This window comes from Vreelandella zhanjiangensis DSM 21076, assembly GCF_000377665.1.
GTDB lineage: Bacteria > Pseudomonadota > Gammaproteobacteria > Pseudomonadales > Halomonadaceae > Vreelandella > Vreelandella zhanjiangensis.
Genome location: NZ_KB898655.1, coordinates 110,590 through 127,432, shown reverse-complemented (window position 1 = coordinate 127,432; position 16,843 = coordinate 110,590). Strand labels below are relative to the sequence as shown.

Sequence of the window (16,843 nt, the reverse complement as noted above, 5' to 3'; positions counted from 1 at the left end):
CCTATCGTATGTGGCTGATCGTGTAGATAGGGGATTGGTTTATCATGATCGACCGTAGGTATTGAACGCGGTAGCAAACAACGAGGAAAACTTGCCAGAATGGTGTTTTTTAGCACATAATTTTATGTGTTATGCTCATTAAATCATGGGTTCTGAATTCAATGTCATACGACGATTTCATCACCGAGCTCAATACGGCAGGCCTCAGCGTCCGGCGTTTCGCGCATCTTATGGGAATGCAGCCAAACTCGATCTCAAATAACAAGAAAAAAGGTGAAATTCCCGATCATCTGGCTGTTATCGCTAGCCTACTGGCTGAAATGTCAAATCACGGTATCGATTTTAGCCCGATCTTCGTGCGCCTCGAACCCAGTCGGAAGATGCCGCGGGGAGGCTCTAAGCCAGGAAAATTTGCGGGAGACCCACAGAGACTCCTGGAGTTGGGGAAATGATAAGTCAGTCCATCCCCAGTCCGCACAACAGTTCTTATTTATTTATTTGTTTGTTTGGTATGTTTCCATGCCTCTTAAGCAGAGAGGGGGCAAAGCATGACTGAAGTATTTGCACCATATTGGCGAGAAGCTCTCGCTCTTGATCGTCGATCCGAGCCGGAGTTCTACACATCCGCTGCTGATGTAGCTCCTGGGCCACATGCGGAAGCTATCTGTTTTGCATTGGAAGATCTCGGTCTGGCTGCTGTCTTTTGCATTGAGGGGGTTCCGACTGTCGGGTTTCTCAACCAATCGGATGCTTCACTCGCAAGAATAGACGAATTGCACCGGATTCTTTGGAATCAGGGCTTGATGAGCCTGTTACTCGTTCTCAAAGAGGATGAGCTCGTGGCCTACTCACTAGTCCAGAGACCATTCCAGCGTGAAGAAAGCCAGAAAAACGACCCACGTCTGATCATTACCCTTTCACTACTGTCTGATGCGATAGCGCTTCGTGAGTTAATCGACTCTACGGAGTCGGGTCGGTTTTGGTTCGATAACGACGACTACTTTGATCCAGACAATCGTGTCGACAATGTTCTTCTCTCGAATTTGCTCGAAGCATTTCGCGACTTGCGCGATGACCTAGGTGGTGAAGCTGCCCAGGCACTTTTGATGCAAACGATGTTCATCGCATATCTTGAAGATCGGAAGATCATTAAAGAGGCGGTGTTCCAGAGCGCTTCCAAAGAGACATGTTCTAGCCTTGCAGAGATGTTCAAGGCGGATACCCCTGAATATTTCGAAGCCCTTTTCTTATGGCTGAAGGGTGCTTTCAACGGCAATCTGTTCAACGCTCCATGCGCTTTTGAAATGGACAATATTTCCACTCCCAAACTGGAAACTAGGCATTTGCGAACACTCGCTCGGTTTCGGCATGGCCGGGAAGAAATGTCTTCCAGACAGTTGCGCCTTTGGGGTTACGATTTCCGATATATGTCTATTGGGCTTATAAGTGCGGTCTACGACCGTTTCCTGAAAGAGGAAGCAGAGAAGAAGAATGCGGACGGAGCATTCTATACACCTATGTTCTTAGCTGATGTTGCCGTAAACCAGCTCTGGAATGAGTTATCCGAGACACAGCGAACCAATGGCATTTTCTGCGACCCTGCATGCGGATCCGGAATTTTTCTTGTAAGGCTGTTCCAACGCCTAGTGGCGCATCACTGCAGGATCAAAAATAAGCGCCACGCCACTTGGGGAGAGTTGAAAATCATCGCTGGTCGGCTCCACGGCGCAGATATAAACCCTTCTGCTATCCGGGTAGCCGCATTTTCACTGTATATAGCGCTACTTGAACAGTCCAATCCGCCTGATTTACCGGCCCTTATCAAAGCTGGCAAGCTTCTGCCGCCACTCTATGGAGATACCCTCCTACCTGCGTCCGACTTCTTTGCGACAGAGGACCAACCCAAATATGATGCCATCATAGGCAATCCGCCTTGGAAGGGGCGCAGTGGCCAGGTCACGACAGCCCAGACTTGGGCAAAGGCGCATCGTTACCCTGATCCTGCTAAGGATATCGCTTGGGGGTTCGTCTGGAAGGCTCTCAAGGTCGTCAAGCCGGACGGGCTTATTGCTTTCCTGCTGCCAGCGATGGGTGTCTTACATAATACGTCGCGCGAGGCCCAAGAAGCTCGACGGAGGCTCATCTTCGAATCCAAGGTTAAACGGATCATCAACCTGTCGGATCTTTGTTTTCAGTTGTTTGACGGAGCACAGAGGCCCACTGCATTTGTACTTTACGCACCCGCAGACGATAACCAGCCTCCCTATCGCTTCGAATATTGGGTGCCCAAGGCTGATATCAATTTGCGGCTTAAGCGCTTGATGACGCTTTCTCGCGCGGATCGCATAAGGTTTCGCTCCGACTTGGTTGGAAAGGACTCGACGTTGTTCAAACGTCGGCTATGGACCCGCGCGCCAGAAGAAAAGCTACTGCAATATCTTAGGACGATTCGCCCGCTCAACAGCTTCATTCGTGAGAGCACCCAAGTCAGGAAGGCTAAGCTCGCAGTAGATCGAAAGACAGATTGGGTCATCGGACAAGGCTTTCAACCAGTCTATCAAGACCGTTTAGATAGTGGAAAATACCAAATTAAGAAGTCTGACTTCGTTACAAAGTATCCGTTTCTCGAAGCGGGAGCCTTTCGAGAAATTGCGCTACCCACAATTGACCAAGCGCCGTGGCATACTGAAGAGGTGAGGCGAATTGGATTCGAAGGTGGATACATCGGCCCGCATATCCTTATTCCGCAGGGGGTTGAACGATCTATAGGCCGAGTACGTGCAGCATACTCCGAGCAGAGTCTTGTTTTTCGCGCCTCCATTCAGTCAATCGTGTTTCCAGAGACAGAGAAGCGCACGGCCAAAGTTCTGACAGCGGTTCTAAACAGTAGTTTGGCCGCATGGGTTTATTTTCATGATACTGCGAATTTGGGAGCAGACCGTGCCAAAGTCCATCAAGGAGAATTGTTAAAACTGCCCTTTGACGTCCCAGAGAATATGCCAGATCCCGGGCGAGCGACTGAAGCGGCCGAAAAGATTATTCAGTTAATTGATCGCAACATCGAGAATGCGAATGAGCTACTTACGATGCAAGAAAACCCTCTCGATGAGATCGATCAACTTATCTTCGAGTACTATGGGCTTGATACGAACGAAATAGCTCTTATCGAAGATACCTTCCGCTATATAATTCCGGCTATGCAGCCTCGGCGTAGAGCGGGACTGCAGAAGATCTGGGTCAACAGCCAAATTGAGCATCGATCCGAATACGCAGCCACGCTTTGCGATGCTCTTGCCCCCTACTTTCGCCAACGTGTTAGTGCTTCGCTTGCCGCGAAGTCCAGCGATATTGCCGTTCTTAAGCTTACGATAAATGCTGATGCCAGCGGATATTGTGAAGGTTCTTCACCCGAATTTGGGGAATTCCTCCACTGCATAGAGAAGGATTTGCCTGTGCCGCTCCCCGGAAACATACAGTTAGTGCCAGACTTCCGGTTTGTTATCGGTACTAACATGTATCTCGTGAAGCCAATGCAGTTACGGCATTGGCTGAGATCGACGGCGTTGGCTGACGCAGAGCAAATCACGGCCGAATTCAGCGCGGTAATTGCGCGCCACAGCCATGGTGGTGATGTGCATGCTGACTGGTGATTTGGACGAATGGCTTCCCCATTTTCGGGGGCTAGAAGAGCAGGTTGCTGAGGCCGTGGAGGCTGCATGGCCTGTCTGTATAGCACCGCTTCAAGCAAAAAAGAACGAGATGACTCATGAGGATCACATCACTGAGCATCTTGTTCAATCATTGATCCGAACAAAGTCGCTCCCCGGCCGAATTATTTATCAATACACACTCCTTGTTGAGGACGACGACGGAAATGTGTCGATGTCGAGTAATATCGATTTCGCACTGACGATAGGTGATGACGAAGACGTCTATCTTGCATGTGAGTGTAAGCGGCTGAACGTCCCCTATGAGAACGGGATGAGGGGGCTCGTCGGTGAGTACGTCGACGAGGGCCTTATGCGCTTTATCTCTGGACAGTATTCGAATGGCCTCCCTGCGGCCATGATGTTGGGATATGTTATGAACGCCCGAACTGAGCGGGCTCGCCGCGGGTTGAAGCGCGCTATGGCATCTCGCTCCGCTGCAATCCGACTTCAATCTGAACGAGAGGCTCCGATTAAAGATAGCCAGCCGCTGCGTTTCCACACTACGCACTTGTGCGTGCGGGGGCATACAATAGAAATTGCTCATACGCTTCTTGCATGGCCTTAGGCCAACCAAATCGGCCACAAATGGCAGTCTGTAACGAGTGTCGGCATCGGTGATGCATACTTTCTTTCGGTGAAAGCCGTTTTTTCCGTAAACTCATTTTATTCTGTTGCCGACGAGGAGTGACCAAATATCAATCGAACTAAGTCATCAGTGTCGCCTGTAAACGGATTAGGTATATCGCGTCCTTCCATTATGTAGTCGGGAACCGGCTTCGGCATTGGGACGGTTTCTTTGGAAAGATGGTTGAGTGTGTGCTCCACCTTAGCCTTCAACTTCTTTTGGCCGACGCTAATAGCGTAGTCGACCAGCTCAGTAAGCATGTGCTGGTGCATTGAGAAGACGAACTGACGCTTGTGCTTCTGGCGAATGAGATTAAAAAATTCCATGCTCCCTGCATTCCCATACTCGATGTCAGCTTTATACGCATCGGGATCTTCCATCACTATACGTTGTCGGTATAACACCAGCATTCTGCTGTAGTCTCTTGCTACTGTGACCAGGTCTTCTTCGGTCGGCAAAGACTTCCCTGTAAACCAGGAGGGCTCCAAGCGTGCAGGCATGAAGAACTGGAAGTCGGTGCCAGAAAGGAATGACATGGCATCGGTCACCATTGCTTGCTGTCCGGGTCGTGGGAAAAATTCTCGTGCGATAGCCAGTCGCTGATCTTTTGTTAATAGAACTAAGTAGTTTTCTCCAAGATTCAAGGCAATGAACTCATAGAGGTGTTCCGGCTTCAGTTCTATGTCTACCTTTGGAGAACCGATTACGCACCAACCCATCTCATCGTTTGTCTTGACGAACGGATTGAGATCAAACTCTGTGTATAGTGCTGCGCGGCATGGTGATACTGCCAGAGCGGCGAAAAATTCGCGAAGTGAACTCTCGTTGTGATGCCCGATAGCAGCTTCTACAAACTCACCAAGAACTCTCTTAAACATCAATGAGCAGAGCCCTCCAGTATGTACCACGGCCATTCCGAGGAATCGTATCATGGCGTCCATTCCTCGCCTGGTGCGATGCTGTAAGTCACTATGGGTCAGCACTTGTACACATTCAGCAATATTTTCAATCACTTGTGCTGCGTTGAAGATCTGGTCAGTACAGCGAATTTCGTCTGCGAAATGAAGGTAAAGGTTCTCCTGTACGCTGTATGGATCTTTACTACAAACATAGTTGCGTAAGTATGTTTCGATGCTTTGAAGTTCGTCAGACGTCATTGAGGGTGCCATTGCCATCAGTTCGGTCTCACGTGTTTCACGCCAGCTGTCTATACCTATTGCCGAATCGCGCCGAGGTCTGCATAAAATAAAGGCTGGTGTGAGCTTCAGCAGCTCAGGCATGCTAAAGTGATTTTCTGGAAATACAGATCCCCAGGGCTTTGTGTATTGTTCGTTATATACAGTTGATCCCGCTAAATTGAAATTGATCGAGTGCCAGTGCGAATAGGGCTTGCCATTGTTCCCTGTCGAAGGCTGTTCCCAAGCGGGGAAGGCCGATTGAATTTGATTCCCTCTCACCTGTATGCGTAGTTTTATGGTCTTAAGAGGATCACTCAATCGTGCGTAGCCGTAGAGTACACCCGCTGACCGTTCTGTCGTCGGATGTGTAGAGTCTTCTTGATCCAGGTTATCGAGCGCTTCATTGATGACATCAATGATGTCGCCTTCTGAGTATCCCAGTGGGTATAGCGTCTTCCATAGATACCCTGATCGGTAATGCGTATCGGGCTTCATAGTGATGCTCGCTGCATCGCCAGTAAACATCTTCCGGGGAATCTTCAGCGTGATAACCCCATTCTGAAGCTCTCGGGCGAAGAACCAGTCGTCGTGCCGATCTGTATCGTACTCCAGTAGATGTACCACCCCAGTATGCTGTTTTAAGAATTCTTCCCAACCTTCCCAAGTGTGGAGCCCACCAGAGAGAACCACTTCAACAGAGCGCACTCCGAGCGCATTGATTGGCCGAACAGCAGTTTCGCCAGCCAGGATATGTTTGAAGGCCAACTCGGTTAGTTCGTACGTTCCATGCTTTCCGAAGCGCATGGGATAATTATGGGGCATTGTGAGCCTATGCTTTGTAATGTGTGCTTTTGTCATATTCGTAAAGGAGAGCATTATTCCCACTGTACGACTTAGGGGAGCTGGTCTGTGTTCTGTTGGTAATCAAGGCTGCTGTGCGGTTGGGCAGGAACTGGTACAGGGAAGTGAAGGCTACAGCTGGCAAGTACTCGCTAAGATTGACCTTCCCGATGCCAAACGGATGTTTTTCCGTTTAAATAACAACGATGAGTTCTGAGCTACTCTAACTTCAAATATTGTCGTGAATCGTTCTGAGGCCTAACTGCTGAAAGATGCACATGAATTAAGCAACCAAGCATGTGTGAGGAATCGTAGCAATATATCAATCTTCGGTTGCGCTACAAATAGAGGAAAAGTTTTTATTGCGAAACAGTTTTCTTGCCAACCCTCGGTGGCAACCTCAAATGGCTACTTTTTTACTGAAGCTTAGTTTTGACTTTTCTGGGGGGAGATTGCAACCGGCCAGAACTGATTGAAGGAAGCAATTCTGCGGGTTCACACCCTAGTACGGCTGCAAGCCTGTAAAGCTTATCTAGCGTAATACTCACTTCACCACGCTCAATTCTTCCCATGTAACTACGATCTATGCCAGCAGCTAGCGCAAAGCCATCCTGCGAAAAGCCATTCGCTCGACGCATTTCCCTAATAGCCCTTCCCAAAGAGATTGCTAGCTCTTCCATATTTGCCTCATTGCTCATGAGGCAGGACTATCGAGCGTTGCGGCCTATCAAGCCACGGCTTATAATCCGTATTTTCAATCTTTTGATGCCCATACCCATGTCCCGTAACCTCCCGAGCATAGATAGGCGAATAATTGACCTCTTACTGAAGCCAGAAAATGCAACATTCTGCGTTCAAAGCCTTCGGGATCAGTACATTGAGCGATACGAAGTAAACCCAGTAAATAAAGCACCTCTGCGTCGCTTTATTTATGAGCGCGTTAGAAAGTTAATTAAGGCCCAATTTGTAGAGAAGGACAGTGAGATAAAGAGCCGCGGCCAGAAGTACCATGTGAGTTCTATGCTGAAAGAAACTGATATTGGTTCTGATGAAGATGACTTTGCCGCCTGGCTCCAACGTACTCACCCTCAAACACGTAAAGAACCGATCCTCAATGAGGAGAGCCAGTCAGCTAGCGCAGAGAACAGGCGAGAAGATAAGGCGACTGCCGGTAGCCAAACGGTATTGGAAAAAAAGTTAAACGAGGCGCAAAGCCGATTTTTGGAGTCTTTAGGGGAAGTAGAAGCATTTCAAGAGATTATGAGTGACCATCCAGAGCTTAAAAGTAGTCTTTCGATTGACTACCTGAATGCTCATGAGCGCAGCTCACGACTTTTAGGGCATGTGAGTGCTTTAGAAAAGGCTTTAAGCCGACTCAAAGCATCATGACAGGGCTGCGGAAGTGGCAAGCGGAGTGTTTAGAGCAGGCCAAGTCACACTATCTGAGTCGCCGTGATTTTTTCGTCCAGGCAACCCCTGCTAGTGGAAAAACACGTTTTGCTGCTGAATTAGCTAAGTGGCTACTCGACGAGCAGCTCATCGACTTCGTCATCTGTTTTGCTCCTACGCGTGAAGTGGTTGCAGGTATGCAGCGCACTTTTTCCGCTGTCTTGCAGCAACGGTTTGGAAACATCATTGCATCCGTGGGAGCTGCTTACACCTACCAGGCCATGGAGTACCAGCCGGATGATTTTTGGAATATTTTTAAAGAGTCTCGCACGTTAGCTATCTTCGACGAAATTCATCACTGCGCTGGCCACGATCCTCTCCTCAGTAATACGTGGGGCCAGCAGATCATTCGGAATATTCAGGATCAAGCGTCCTATACCCTCGGCCTGTCTGGAACCCCTTGGCGTTCTGATGATCTTCCCATCGCTTTAGCACGATATTCTGATCCAGAGGGGAGGCTGATCTGTGATTTTCGGTATGACCTTCAACGCGCTGTGAACGATGGCGTTTGTAAAGCCCCACGGATTACGCTAATTGATAACCCTTTAATCAGGCTCGTCGAAGAAAAAGAGAACAGTGAGTCTGTTCGAGGATTTTCATGCTTCTCCCAACTGTTGAGTGAGTCACCTGTTAGCTACGAAGATCTATTGCGCCATGACGGCATCCTCAATGCAGTTTTGGATATAGGTATTAACCAGCTCAAAGCAGTCAGACAAGCCACCCCTGAAGCGGGAGGGCTAGTGGTGGCAACTGATATTGAGCATGCTCACCAGATTGCTGAAATACTGCGTGCCAAACATCAAAGCTATGTCGTGGTCACCAGTAAAACGCCTAAAGCACAACAGTTAATCGACCGATTTCGACATGACAACACCAGCTGGATCGTCGCGGTGAGCATGATTTCTGAAGGTACTGATATCCAGCGCCTAAGTGTCTGCTGCTACCTCAGTCGCATTCGCACCGAACTCCACTATAGACAGGTTTTAGGCCGCATTCTGAGAAAGATGGGCACTGAAGACAAAGAGGCTTGGCTCTATGTGATCGCTGAGCCTACCCTGCGTAAATACTCGCAAAGAATCGCGAATGATCTTCCGGAAGATCAATCGACGCTGCAGGCAAAAAAACTTCATGACCGTCTGACCAAATCACATGCTGAGCACGCTAATGGCAATACCATAAGCGAAACAGAAAATAAAGATCATTCCCTGTCCACATCAGATCAGAACGGCAAGAGCGAGCTGCAAGTTAACGAGCCCTCATTGCTAACGCTGAGCTTTTCACAGTACTACCGGCAGTATCTCTTGTCGTTAATATAAACAAGACTTCCTTTCCTGATATCTAGTCAATCTTGAAGCTTCGAAAAGCTAACCTTTTGGCCTACTTCTATGATCTTTGAAGCGTAATGGGCCATGACTATTGATTAACATCCGAGAAAGTCAAAAGCAAAAGGTGGTCATCAGACATACGAAAGCCCATGATCGCCCCAGGAGAACTGACGACGCTAAGGTGAAGTGGTAGAGGGGGAAGCAAATAGAGCGCGCATCAGTAGAACTGAACAGCATTTCTATGAATCAGAATCGACTGCGAAACGAGCATTGAAAGGCGGAATCAATAAAATAAGCGTTTGTGCGGTCGGACAGTGTGTGATGTTTGGGTTCAGAAAAGGTAAATTACACGGTCGATACGGCAGATCGTTTGTGTACGTGTATTCTGCCAGAATTACTTTCAATCATTATGTCGCCTCAGTTGATAGGAAGTGACATTTGGGCAACTGGAGAGCATTTAGCGGATGTCGAAATCTCAAGACACCTCCCAGCCCACTACGCGGAGCGGATTAACCGCAAAGGCCATACGCCAAGCAATTGTGCGTATAGAGAAAGGTCGACCAAAAATTATCGAGCCGGGGCGTAAGCTCAGCATACAGTCCGTGGCTGAGGAAGCTGGGGTCAGCCGAGCAACCATTCACAACAATCATCCTGGCCTTGCAGAGCGTATTCGGGAGGCAGGAAACAAGGTTGTTCGGACACAACGGGACGAAAAGAATAACGAGCTTAAAGAGTTGAGGGCCAAGTATACCGAACTCAGAATAGAGTACCGTCAAGCCCGCGAACTTAATCGAGACATGGCTTCTGAAATGGCCTCACTGATAGCCGAAAACCAGCGTCTGAGAGCTATCGTAGAGAACGAAAAAGTAGTCGGTTTTCCCTCAAAAAAACCCTAAAACTGTTACTTATTAATTTATTAAAGGAATCAATGCCTTATGTTATATAACATGTTACAGGGTGAGGTAATCAAATGAAACAGTTATTACGTATTTTGCTGGCCGCTGTCGGTATTCTCGGCATTGTGGCAGTGGCAGCGGTGGTCTATGTCACCACCTTTCTGGATCCCGAAGACTTCAAGCCGCGTCTGACATCCGTGGTGGAAGAACACACCGGACTGCATCTGGCGCTTGAGGGGCCGATCACTTGGTCATTCTACCCGCGTATTGGGGTGAGCGTGGAGCAAGCTCGCGCTTGGCTTCCAAACCAGCCTGAAGAGGACACCTCATTTGCAGCCATCAACCGTGCTGAAGTAAGCGTTGCCTTTGCGCCGCTGCTGCGTGGGGAAATTGCCATTGATGGCCTGACGCTGGATGGCATGCGCTTGAACCTGGAGCGGGACGCCGAAGGGGAAGGGAACTGGGAGCCGCTGCTTGAGCGTCTGGCTGAAAGCGGCGACGAAACGGCAGAAACGATGCTGGCCCCGGCTAGCGCCGGGCCGCACGCCGATGCGGGCAGCCTGTCGGTGGTGCTGAATATTGCCAGTGTCGAAGTCAGAAACGCCGATATTCGCTTCCGCGATGTCCAAAGCCAAGCACTGTGGCGCCTTCAGTCGCTTAATGTTTCAGGTAGCAACGTCAATCCGGTAAGCCCTTTCCCGTTAAAGACCATGTTTACCCTGACCAAGCATAACCGCCTGGATGCCGAAGCGCTGGAGCGCCCGCCTGAACTCACCAGCGATATCGATCTTGAAACACGTATGCGCCTCCAGCTGGCTGAAGACCGTGTGGTGCTGGAAAATACTCGGTTAAATACCCAGACGCGTATGGGGGCAGAGGGTGAGCCGCAGCGGCTTAGCTTAAAAGCCGCTGAAATTATTTCCCGCATGGATGAGAAGCAGCTAAGCGTTAGCGAAGGCGTTTTAGAGGCAGGCCTGCAGAATGCAGAAAAATGGCAGGGTAGCCTGGCGCTGGCGCTAGCCTTTGGCCTGGAAAGCAACTGGCAGGCGCAAACGGCGCAGTTGAAAGATTTCCAGCTCACCGGGCCTGACGGGCTGCGCATGAGCGGCCATCTTAATATCGAGCAGATGTTCGATGCGCCCCAGTACCGTGGGCAGATTACGGCCGCGCCCTTTACACTGCGTCCCTGGCTGACCCGTACAGGCATTGAGCTTAATACCACCAGCGAAGCCGCCCTTAGCGATATTGCCATGACCAGCCCCATTGAGGGCAATGCAGAGCAAGTGTCGTTATCCAGCCTGTCTTTGGTTGTCGACGACAGTACCTTTACGGGGCAGGTATCGGCTGCTCTGGATGGCTCGCAGGTAGCGTTTGACCTAGAAGGCGATCAGCTAGACATCGACCGTTATCTTCCTGGCCCCACGACCGCCCAGCAGGCCAGTTCGGGCTTGCTGCGCAAAGCGTTTGCTCAAAACACGAACACCTTGCTGCCCCAAGCTTGGTTGAGTGAATTGTCACTTGATGGTGATCTAAGCGTTAAGACCCTTTTAATGGGCGGCCTGACCTTCAATAACACTCGCCTGCAGCTGAGTGGTGAAGACGGTCTTCAAGAGCTAACGTCTTTTGAGTCTCAGTTCTATGGTGGAGAGCTTAATGCCACGGGGCAGCTGAATGCCCGTGAGCGAGTGATGGAATGGGCGCTTTCTCCCACCGTTAACAACGTACAAATGGCGTCACTCATCGAAGCCATCAGCAACGATGAGGATCCTTCACCGCTAAGAGGGCGCCTGCATCTGGATGGTGAGCTGACCTCACGGGGTAACAGCCGTGAAGCGTTAACCAGCAACCTTAATGGGCAGCTCAATGCCCGTCTTAATGAAGGCGCTATTTTAGATATCAATATTTCTCAGCAGATGTGTGAACTGGTGGCCCAGCTGGAAGGCGAAGGCACGCTGCGTGATTGGCATACCGACACGCGTTTTGAGCGCTTCGACGCGACGTTCCTGGTACGCAATGGCGTGGTGACCAGTGATAATCTGCTGATCAAGCTTCCGGGAATTGATGTGAACGGAGAGGGCGAACTCGATTTTAACAGCCTGAACTTCGATACCCGTGCTAACGCGCGCTTGGTAGATACCGCTGACGCCGCATGCAAGGTGAATCCACGTTTGGAACAGTTGCCGCTACCGGTACGCTGCGAAGGCCATCTTGGCGGTGCCACCAATGAGTGGTGCCGCTTCGACCGCTCCGCCTTTCAAACCGCTGTGGTTGACCTGCTGCGTAATGAAGCCGGTAATCGCGTGGCAGACGAGCTGGAAGAGCGTGTAGAAGGCTCTTTGGACAAAATAGATGAGCGCCTTGGCGAAGGTGCCGGTCAGGAACTTCGTGAAGGCATCCGTCGTCTATTTAACTGAGCATTCATGCAAGACACTCTGCGCCGGCCTCGATGCCGGCGCTTTTTTATTGCCCCATGATTAATTGGCACGCTGCGCCAAGTATTTACGAACGCTCTATCGAAGGAAACCGCATGGCTGATATGCCCACTCCCAGGCTCACGGCAGAAGAGTTCTATCGTCGCCTGATCGCCTGGTTCGACGAGTATGGCCGTCATGATCTGCCCTGGCAGTCGCCCCGCAGCGCTTACCGCGTGTGGGTGTCAGAAATCATGCTCCAGCAAACCCAGGTAACGACGGTTATCCCTTATTTCGAACGCTTTATGGCGCGCTTCCCCACGCTTGAGTCACTAGCGCTGGCGCCTCAGGACGAAGTGCTGCACTTATGGACAGGGCTTGGCTATTACGCTCGAGCGCGCAATCTGCATAAGGCCGCTCAGCTGGCGCTTGCCGAGCACAGTGGCGAGCTGCCAACTACAAGTGTTGAAGCGCTCACCGCGTTGCCGGGCATTGGCCGCTCAACCGCGGGCGCGATCATTGCCCAAAGTACTGGCCAGCGAGCAGCGATTCTGGACGGCAACGTCAAACGCTCGCTAACGCGGCTGCACGCTATCCCCGGCTGGCCTGGTAAGCCAGAGGTAGAGCGTAAGCTATGGACGCTTGCCGAGCACTACACGCCGTCTACCCGCCTGGCGGACTTCACCCAGGCAATGATGGATTTTGGCGCCACGCTATGTAAACGTAGCAAGCCCGACTGCAAGGTCTGCCCGTTTAATGATGTTTGCCTGGCATATGCCCAGGGCGAACCTCAGCGCTACCCGGAGTCCAAACCTAAAAAAGCCCTGCCTACCCGCAGCACTATCATGCTGCTGCTACAGGATAGCCAAGGGCGGGTCTGGCTAGAGCAGCGCCCGCCTAGCGGATTATGGGGCGGCCTGTGGAGCCTGCCGCAATTTGAAAAACACAGCGAGCTCAATGACTGGCTGGAGATGCATGCCGTATCGCCCAAGCGCCAACCCACCATGCCCAGTTTTCACCATACCTTTAGCCATTTTCGCCTTGAAATTACCCCTCAGCCGGTTTCCTGCGATAGGCTGAGCGGGGTGCGTGAAAGCGGCGTATGGTATGACGTTGAAAATCCGCGTGAGCTTGGCCTGGCAGCCCCTGTAAAAGCGCTGCTTAGCCAACTAACGCCCTTTACGCTTAACTTAACGCCAGGGCGTGTATAGGCGCCTGGACCTATAGATCAGCACCAGATCAGTACCTAGCCAATAAGGAGCATCCATGAGCAACACGGTTTTTTGCCGCAAGTACCAAAAAGAGCTGCCGGCCCTCCCGTTTCCGCCGCTACCCGGTAAGCAGGGCCAGGAGATTCAAGCGACCGTTTCCAAGCAGGCCTGGGAAGAATGGCAGGCACTGCAGACCCGGCTCATCAATGAAAAGCATCTTAATATGCTCGACCCGGAAGCCCGTGCGTACCTGATGGATCAAATGCAGCGCTTTCTGGATAACGAAGCAACCGATCAAGCGGAAGGTTATGTGCCGCCGACGCAGGCGTAATCGACACTCAAACAAGCGGCAATCGCACGAATTACGGGCGTTTCAGCCCTACGCCGTTAGTCGTAGAGTTAGCCTAAACAACGGTTAGAAAAGAAAGTTTCACAAAGGTGTTGACGAAAAGCTGAGTTTTTAGTTTAATACGCACCGTTGGCAAGGGCCAGATAGCTCAGTTGGTAGAGCAGGGGATTGAAAATCCCCGTGTCGGCGGTTCGATTCCGTCTCTGGCCACCAAACGTTGGGGTATCGCCAAGTGGTAAGGCACCGGTTTTTGGTATCGGCATTCCCAGGTTCGAATCCTGGTACCCCAGCCATTGCCAACAAGATTTCTTGTTGACTGACTAGCTTAACTGCAAAGCAGTCATTTTCTCAAGAAAATATGAAGCGCCGACATAGCTCAGTTGGTAGAGCAACTGACTTGTAATCAGTAGGTCCCGGGTTCGACTCCTGGTGTCGGCACCATCAAAAAGATGGTTAAAAGCAACATATTAGAGAATTAGATCAAGCCGTCCGAAAGGGCGGCTTTTTCGTATGTGTCTACAAAGTGTCTACAGTGTAGACATTGCCAACGGATTGAGCTTGGCGGCTTCTTCCAGGTGGTCGGGTGCGAAGTGCGCATAGCGCATGGTCATCGTTATGGATTGGTGGCCAAGTATTTGTTGTAGCACCAGAATATTCCCTCCGTTCATCATAAAGTGGCTCGCGAAGGTGTGACGTAGTACGTGAGTTAACTGGCCTTCCGGTAGTTCGATTCTTAGCGTTTTTATAGCGCGTGCAAAGGCTTTATAGCGGTTGCCAAATAGACGCCCAATTTTTCTCCGTTGTCTTAGCTGCTTGGCCAGGCTGGGGGCGATGGGCACGGTGCGTGTTTTGCCTGACTTGGTGCCCACGAAAACAATGCGATCATTACGGACGTTTTCAGCCCTGAGTGATTGGGCTTCGCTCCATCGTGCGCCGGTTGATAGGCAGATAACCGTAATGAAATAGCAGTCTTCTGTTTCGTGAAGGCGGAGGTGGTCAAGCAGCAACGTTATTTGTTCTTGGTCAAGGTAGCCTTTTTCGGTTTCATCTGTGCGCACTTTGCGTATTTTCTGCATAGGGTTGCCGTGAGGCCAAAGTGATAGCCGCTCTAGCTCGGAGAAGACCGCTTTTAGATACGTGTGTTCATGGTTAATGGTGTTTGGCTTCACTTCTTTTAAGCGTTCACTACGGTACTCTACCCACTGTTGAGCAGTAAATTTTGTAGCTAATGGGTTGCCGAGTGCATCGGTAAGTTTACGCAATGAGCGAACCCGATCGGGTGCACTTTTTAGTGTATGACCGTGATGCTCATACCACTGTTCTACTAAATCGCGCAAACGACGTTTATCACGTCGAAGTTCCGGGATATCTTCACCAGAAGCACCCAGGCCCATAATCTTAGCTTCAAAGCGTTTTGCGGATGCTTGCTGTTTAAACGTCCGACGAACCCGGGGGCCATATCTACCCTTTGGCCAGCAGTCTACCTGCCACCCTGTTTTGACTCTCTTAATGCCCATTACGCTGCTTTCCCTACTAATCGTCGTTCTATCAATTTCTGCTCTACTATTTGCCTGAATTGGCCCGAGTCGACCCCTTTGCGCCGGTAGTATTCTGCTAAGTCTTCCCACATGCCGGAGCGTTGGAGGAAGCGAACCGCTTCATGGGTGCGGAAGCCTTGCCGGGCATAAATGCTGATGAGGTTGCCAAAGGCCAGGGTGACGTTTTTCTCATTACCTAAGCCAGGTGCCTTACGAGCGCGTTTGTACATGAAGCCGGGTTCATGACAGTAAAAGCGGGCGTCTTCCTGCATGACTTGCCATGCGGGATCAATAAGGTTCCGGCGGGTATCTAGGCGGTAGGATTGCATAGCGGTACGCCAGAGGCCGGAGAGGTGCGGTACTACATCGATAAAGCGGTTGAATCCGTGGGAGTCGTCCAATACTTCGCCGGTATCCACGTTGCAGGGTATGCCCTGGGCAAACTCACGCAGTACCGATTGATGAAAGCGCAGCTCAATACGCCAGACGGTTTCGTCAGGATCATAGGCGGGGCTGAGGTCGTCTTTTACAGCGTGTTGCCAGATGCCTTCCCATAGATGCATTTTATCGCGGTGCTTGGCTTCAAGGGTCTTGTTGTAGATGGCACATTGCAGGGCTCCAGCGGTACCAAACATGTAGGTTTCGCCGCGGCCGTAGGTGGTGGCAATGGTGCTGTGGGCAAACTCCAGTTCGTCAATGCCGTCGATCCGCATGATTTTCTTGGAGCGGGTCACGAAGCGCTGCATGAAGTCTTTTGGGGGTTCCCAGCCCTGGACGTCTAACGCCAGGTGAATGGCACAGCCGACCGGTTCCACATAGGCGAGCATATGAGCTGCGATGTTGTACATGAAGTCTTGGCACTGCTGGGGGCTTCGCTCCTGGATGAAGTGGGGAGAGAGTTCGATTTTTAGGTGGGTGCCGATGTTCTCCACCTTGGTATGCCGTGCCTGAAAGAACACGATGACGCCTAGCTCATTATTCTGGAGACGGTAGCGAAAGCCTGAACCGGCTGCGCCGGCTCCTACTGCCCAGGTAACGTCGAATAGCTCCATGGTGGCACCATGGCCTTCGTTATAAACGTTAATAATTTCGTCAAATTGGTACAGACAGGGTTTACCCTGGTAAAGCTGCCGTACCGTGTCCACACCTGCGTTTAGCAAGCGGATATCATCCAGCTCACGCTGACCTGCCGAGCTGATCAGCAATTTTCCAAACGGGTCCTGTTCGCCTTTCTCCAGTGAGGCAATCGAATAACGGTTCCAACGTTCCATGACCTTTCCCTTAATTTTTTGAAATGCTGTTATGTGTTGT

12 protein-coding genes and 3 tRNA genes are annotated in these 16,843 nt (G+C 50.7%); 11 read left to right on the top strand and 4 right to left on the bottom strand.

Annotated features, from left to right (window positions below):
* Nucleotides 1-548 precede the first annotated feature (548 nt).
* Together D467_RS19430 and D467_RS19605 are read left to right on the top strand one after the other, a co-directional pair.
* Nucleotides 549-3,650 (top strand): N-6 DNA methylase, encoded by a 3,102-nt coding sequence (locus D467_RS19430; RefSeq protein WP_018918903.1) that lies wholly within the window; start codon nucleotides 549-551, stop codon nucleotides 3,648-3,650.
* Nucleotides 3,637-4,275, top strand: a complete 639-nt coding sequence (locus D467_RS19605) for a hypothetical protein (RefSeq protein WP_018918902.1) — start codon at nucleotides 3,637-3,639, stop codon at nucleotides 4,273-4,275. Before D467_RS19430 ends, D467_RS19605 begins: the two co-directional genes overlap by 14 nt.
* Nucleotides 4,276-4,373: 98 nt before the next feature.
* Here the strand turns inward: D467_RS19605 and D467_RS19600 are convergent, their stop codons facing one another.
* Nucleotides 4,374-6,335: a hypothetical protein gene (locus D467_RS19600; protein WP_155826527.1), complete on the bottom strand. Its 1,962-nt coding sequence runs from the start codon at nucleotides 6,333-6,335 to the stop codon at nucleotides 4,374-4,376.
* A gap of 434 nt (nucleotides 6,336-6,769) precedes the next feature.
* Nucleotides 6,770-7,033: a helix-turn-helix domain-containing protein gene (locus D467_RS0117825; protein ID WP_018918900.1), complete on the bottom strand. Its 264-nt coding sequence runs from the start codon at nucleotides 7,031-7,033 to the stop codon at nucleotides 6,770-6,772.
* 97 nt (nucleotides 7,034-7,130) lie between these two features.
* Between D467_RS0117825 and D467_RS0117820 the strand changes: the two genes are divergently transcribed.
* The 9 genes from D467_RS0117820 to D467_RS0117780 all read left to right on the top strand — a co-directional run bounded on the left by D467_RS0117820 (nucleotide 7,131) and on the right by D467_RS0117780 (nucleotide 14,435).
* On the top strand, nucleotides 7,131-7,742 hold the full coding sequence (locus D467_RS0117820; protein ID WP_155826526.1) for a VspR family transcription factor: 612 nt from the start codon (nucleotides 7,131-7,133) through the stop codon (nucleotides 7,740-7,742).
* The gene (locus D467_RS0117815; protein WP_018918898.1) at nucleotides 7,739-9,118 is read left to right on the top strand and encodes a DEAD/DEAH box helicase; all 1,380 of its coding nucleotides are present in this window, start codon (nucleotides 7,739-7,741) and stop codon (nucleotides 9,116-9,118) included. The genes D467_RS0117820 and D467_RS0117815 overlap by 4 nt, the downstream gene beginning before the upstream one ends.
* Nucleotides 9,119-9,591: 473 nt before the next feature.
* Nucleotides 9,592-10,023 (top strand): hypothetical protein, encoded by a 432-nt coding sequence (locus tag D467_RS0117810; protein ID WP_018918897.1) that lies wholly within the window; start codon nucleotides 9,592-9,594, stop codon nucleotides 10,021-10,023.
* Nucleotides 10,024-10,097: 74 nt separating this feature from the next.
* Nucleotides 10,098-12,437: an AsmA family protein gene (locus tag D467_RS0117805; RefSeq protein ID WP_018918896.1), complete on the top strand. Its 2,340-nt coding sequence runs from the start codon at nucleotides 10,098-10,100 to the stop codon at nucleotides 12,435-12,437.
* 113 nt (nucleotides 12,438-12,550) lie between these two features.
* A complete protein-coding gene (gene mutY, locus D467_RS0117800; protein ID WP_018918895.1) occupies nucleotides 12,551-13,645 on the top strand; it encodes an A/G-specific adenine glycosylase in 1,095 nt (364 codons plus the stop codon).
* Between the two features lie 55 nt (nucleotides 13,646-13,700).
* Nucleotides 13,701-13,976: an oxidative damage protection protein gene (locus D467_RS0117795; protein WP_018918894.1), complete on the top strand. Its 276-nt coding sequence runs from the start codon at nucleotides 13,701-13,703 to the stop codon at nucleotides 13,974-13,976.
* Nucleotides 13,977-14,131: 155 nt separating this feature from the next.
* Nucleotides 14,132-14,207: transfer RNA gene (locus tag D467_RS0117790), tRNA-Phe, on the top strand.
* A 5-nt stretch (nucleotides 14,208-14,212) separates the two neighbouring features.
* Nucleotides 14,213-14,287, top strand: a tRNA-Gln gene (locus tag D467_RS0117785).
* Between the two features lie 72 nt (nucleotides 14,288-14,359).
* Nucleotides 14,360-14,435 (top strand) — tRNA-Thr (locus D467_RS0117780).
* Nucleotides 14,436-14,521: 86 nt separating this feature from the next.
* Here D467_RS0117780 and D467_RS0117775 read toward each other — a convergent pair.
* Nucleotides 14,522-15,511 carry a phage integrase gene (locus D467_RS0117775; RefSeq protein WP_018918893.1) on the bottom strand — a complete coding sequence of 330 codons (990 nt, stop codon included), beginning with the start codon at nucleotides 15,509-15,511 and terminating at the stop codon, nucleotides 14,522-14,524.
* Nucleotides 15,511-16,803: a phage replication initiation factor gene (locus tag D467_RS0117770; protein ID WP_018918892.1), complete on the bottom strand. Its 1,293-nt coding sequence runs from the start codon at nucleotides 16,801-16,803 to the stop codon at nucleotides 15,511-15,513. Before D467_RS0117770 ends, D467_RS0117775 begins: the two co-directional genes overlap by 1 nt.
* Nucleotides 16,804-16,843 lie beyond the last annotated feature (40 nt).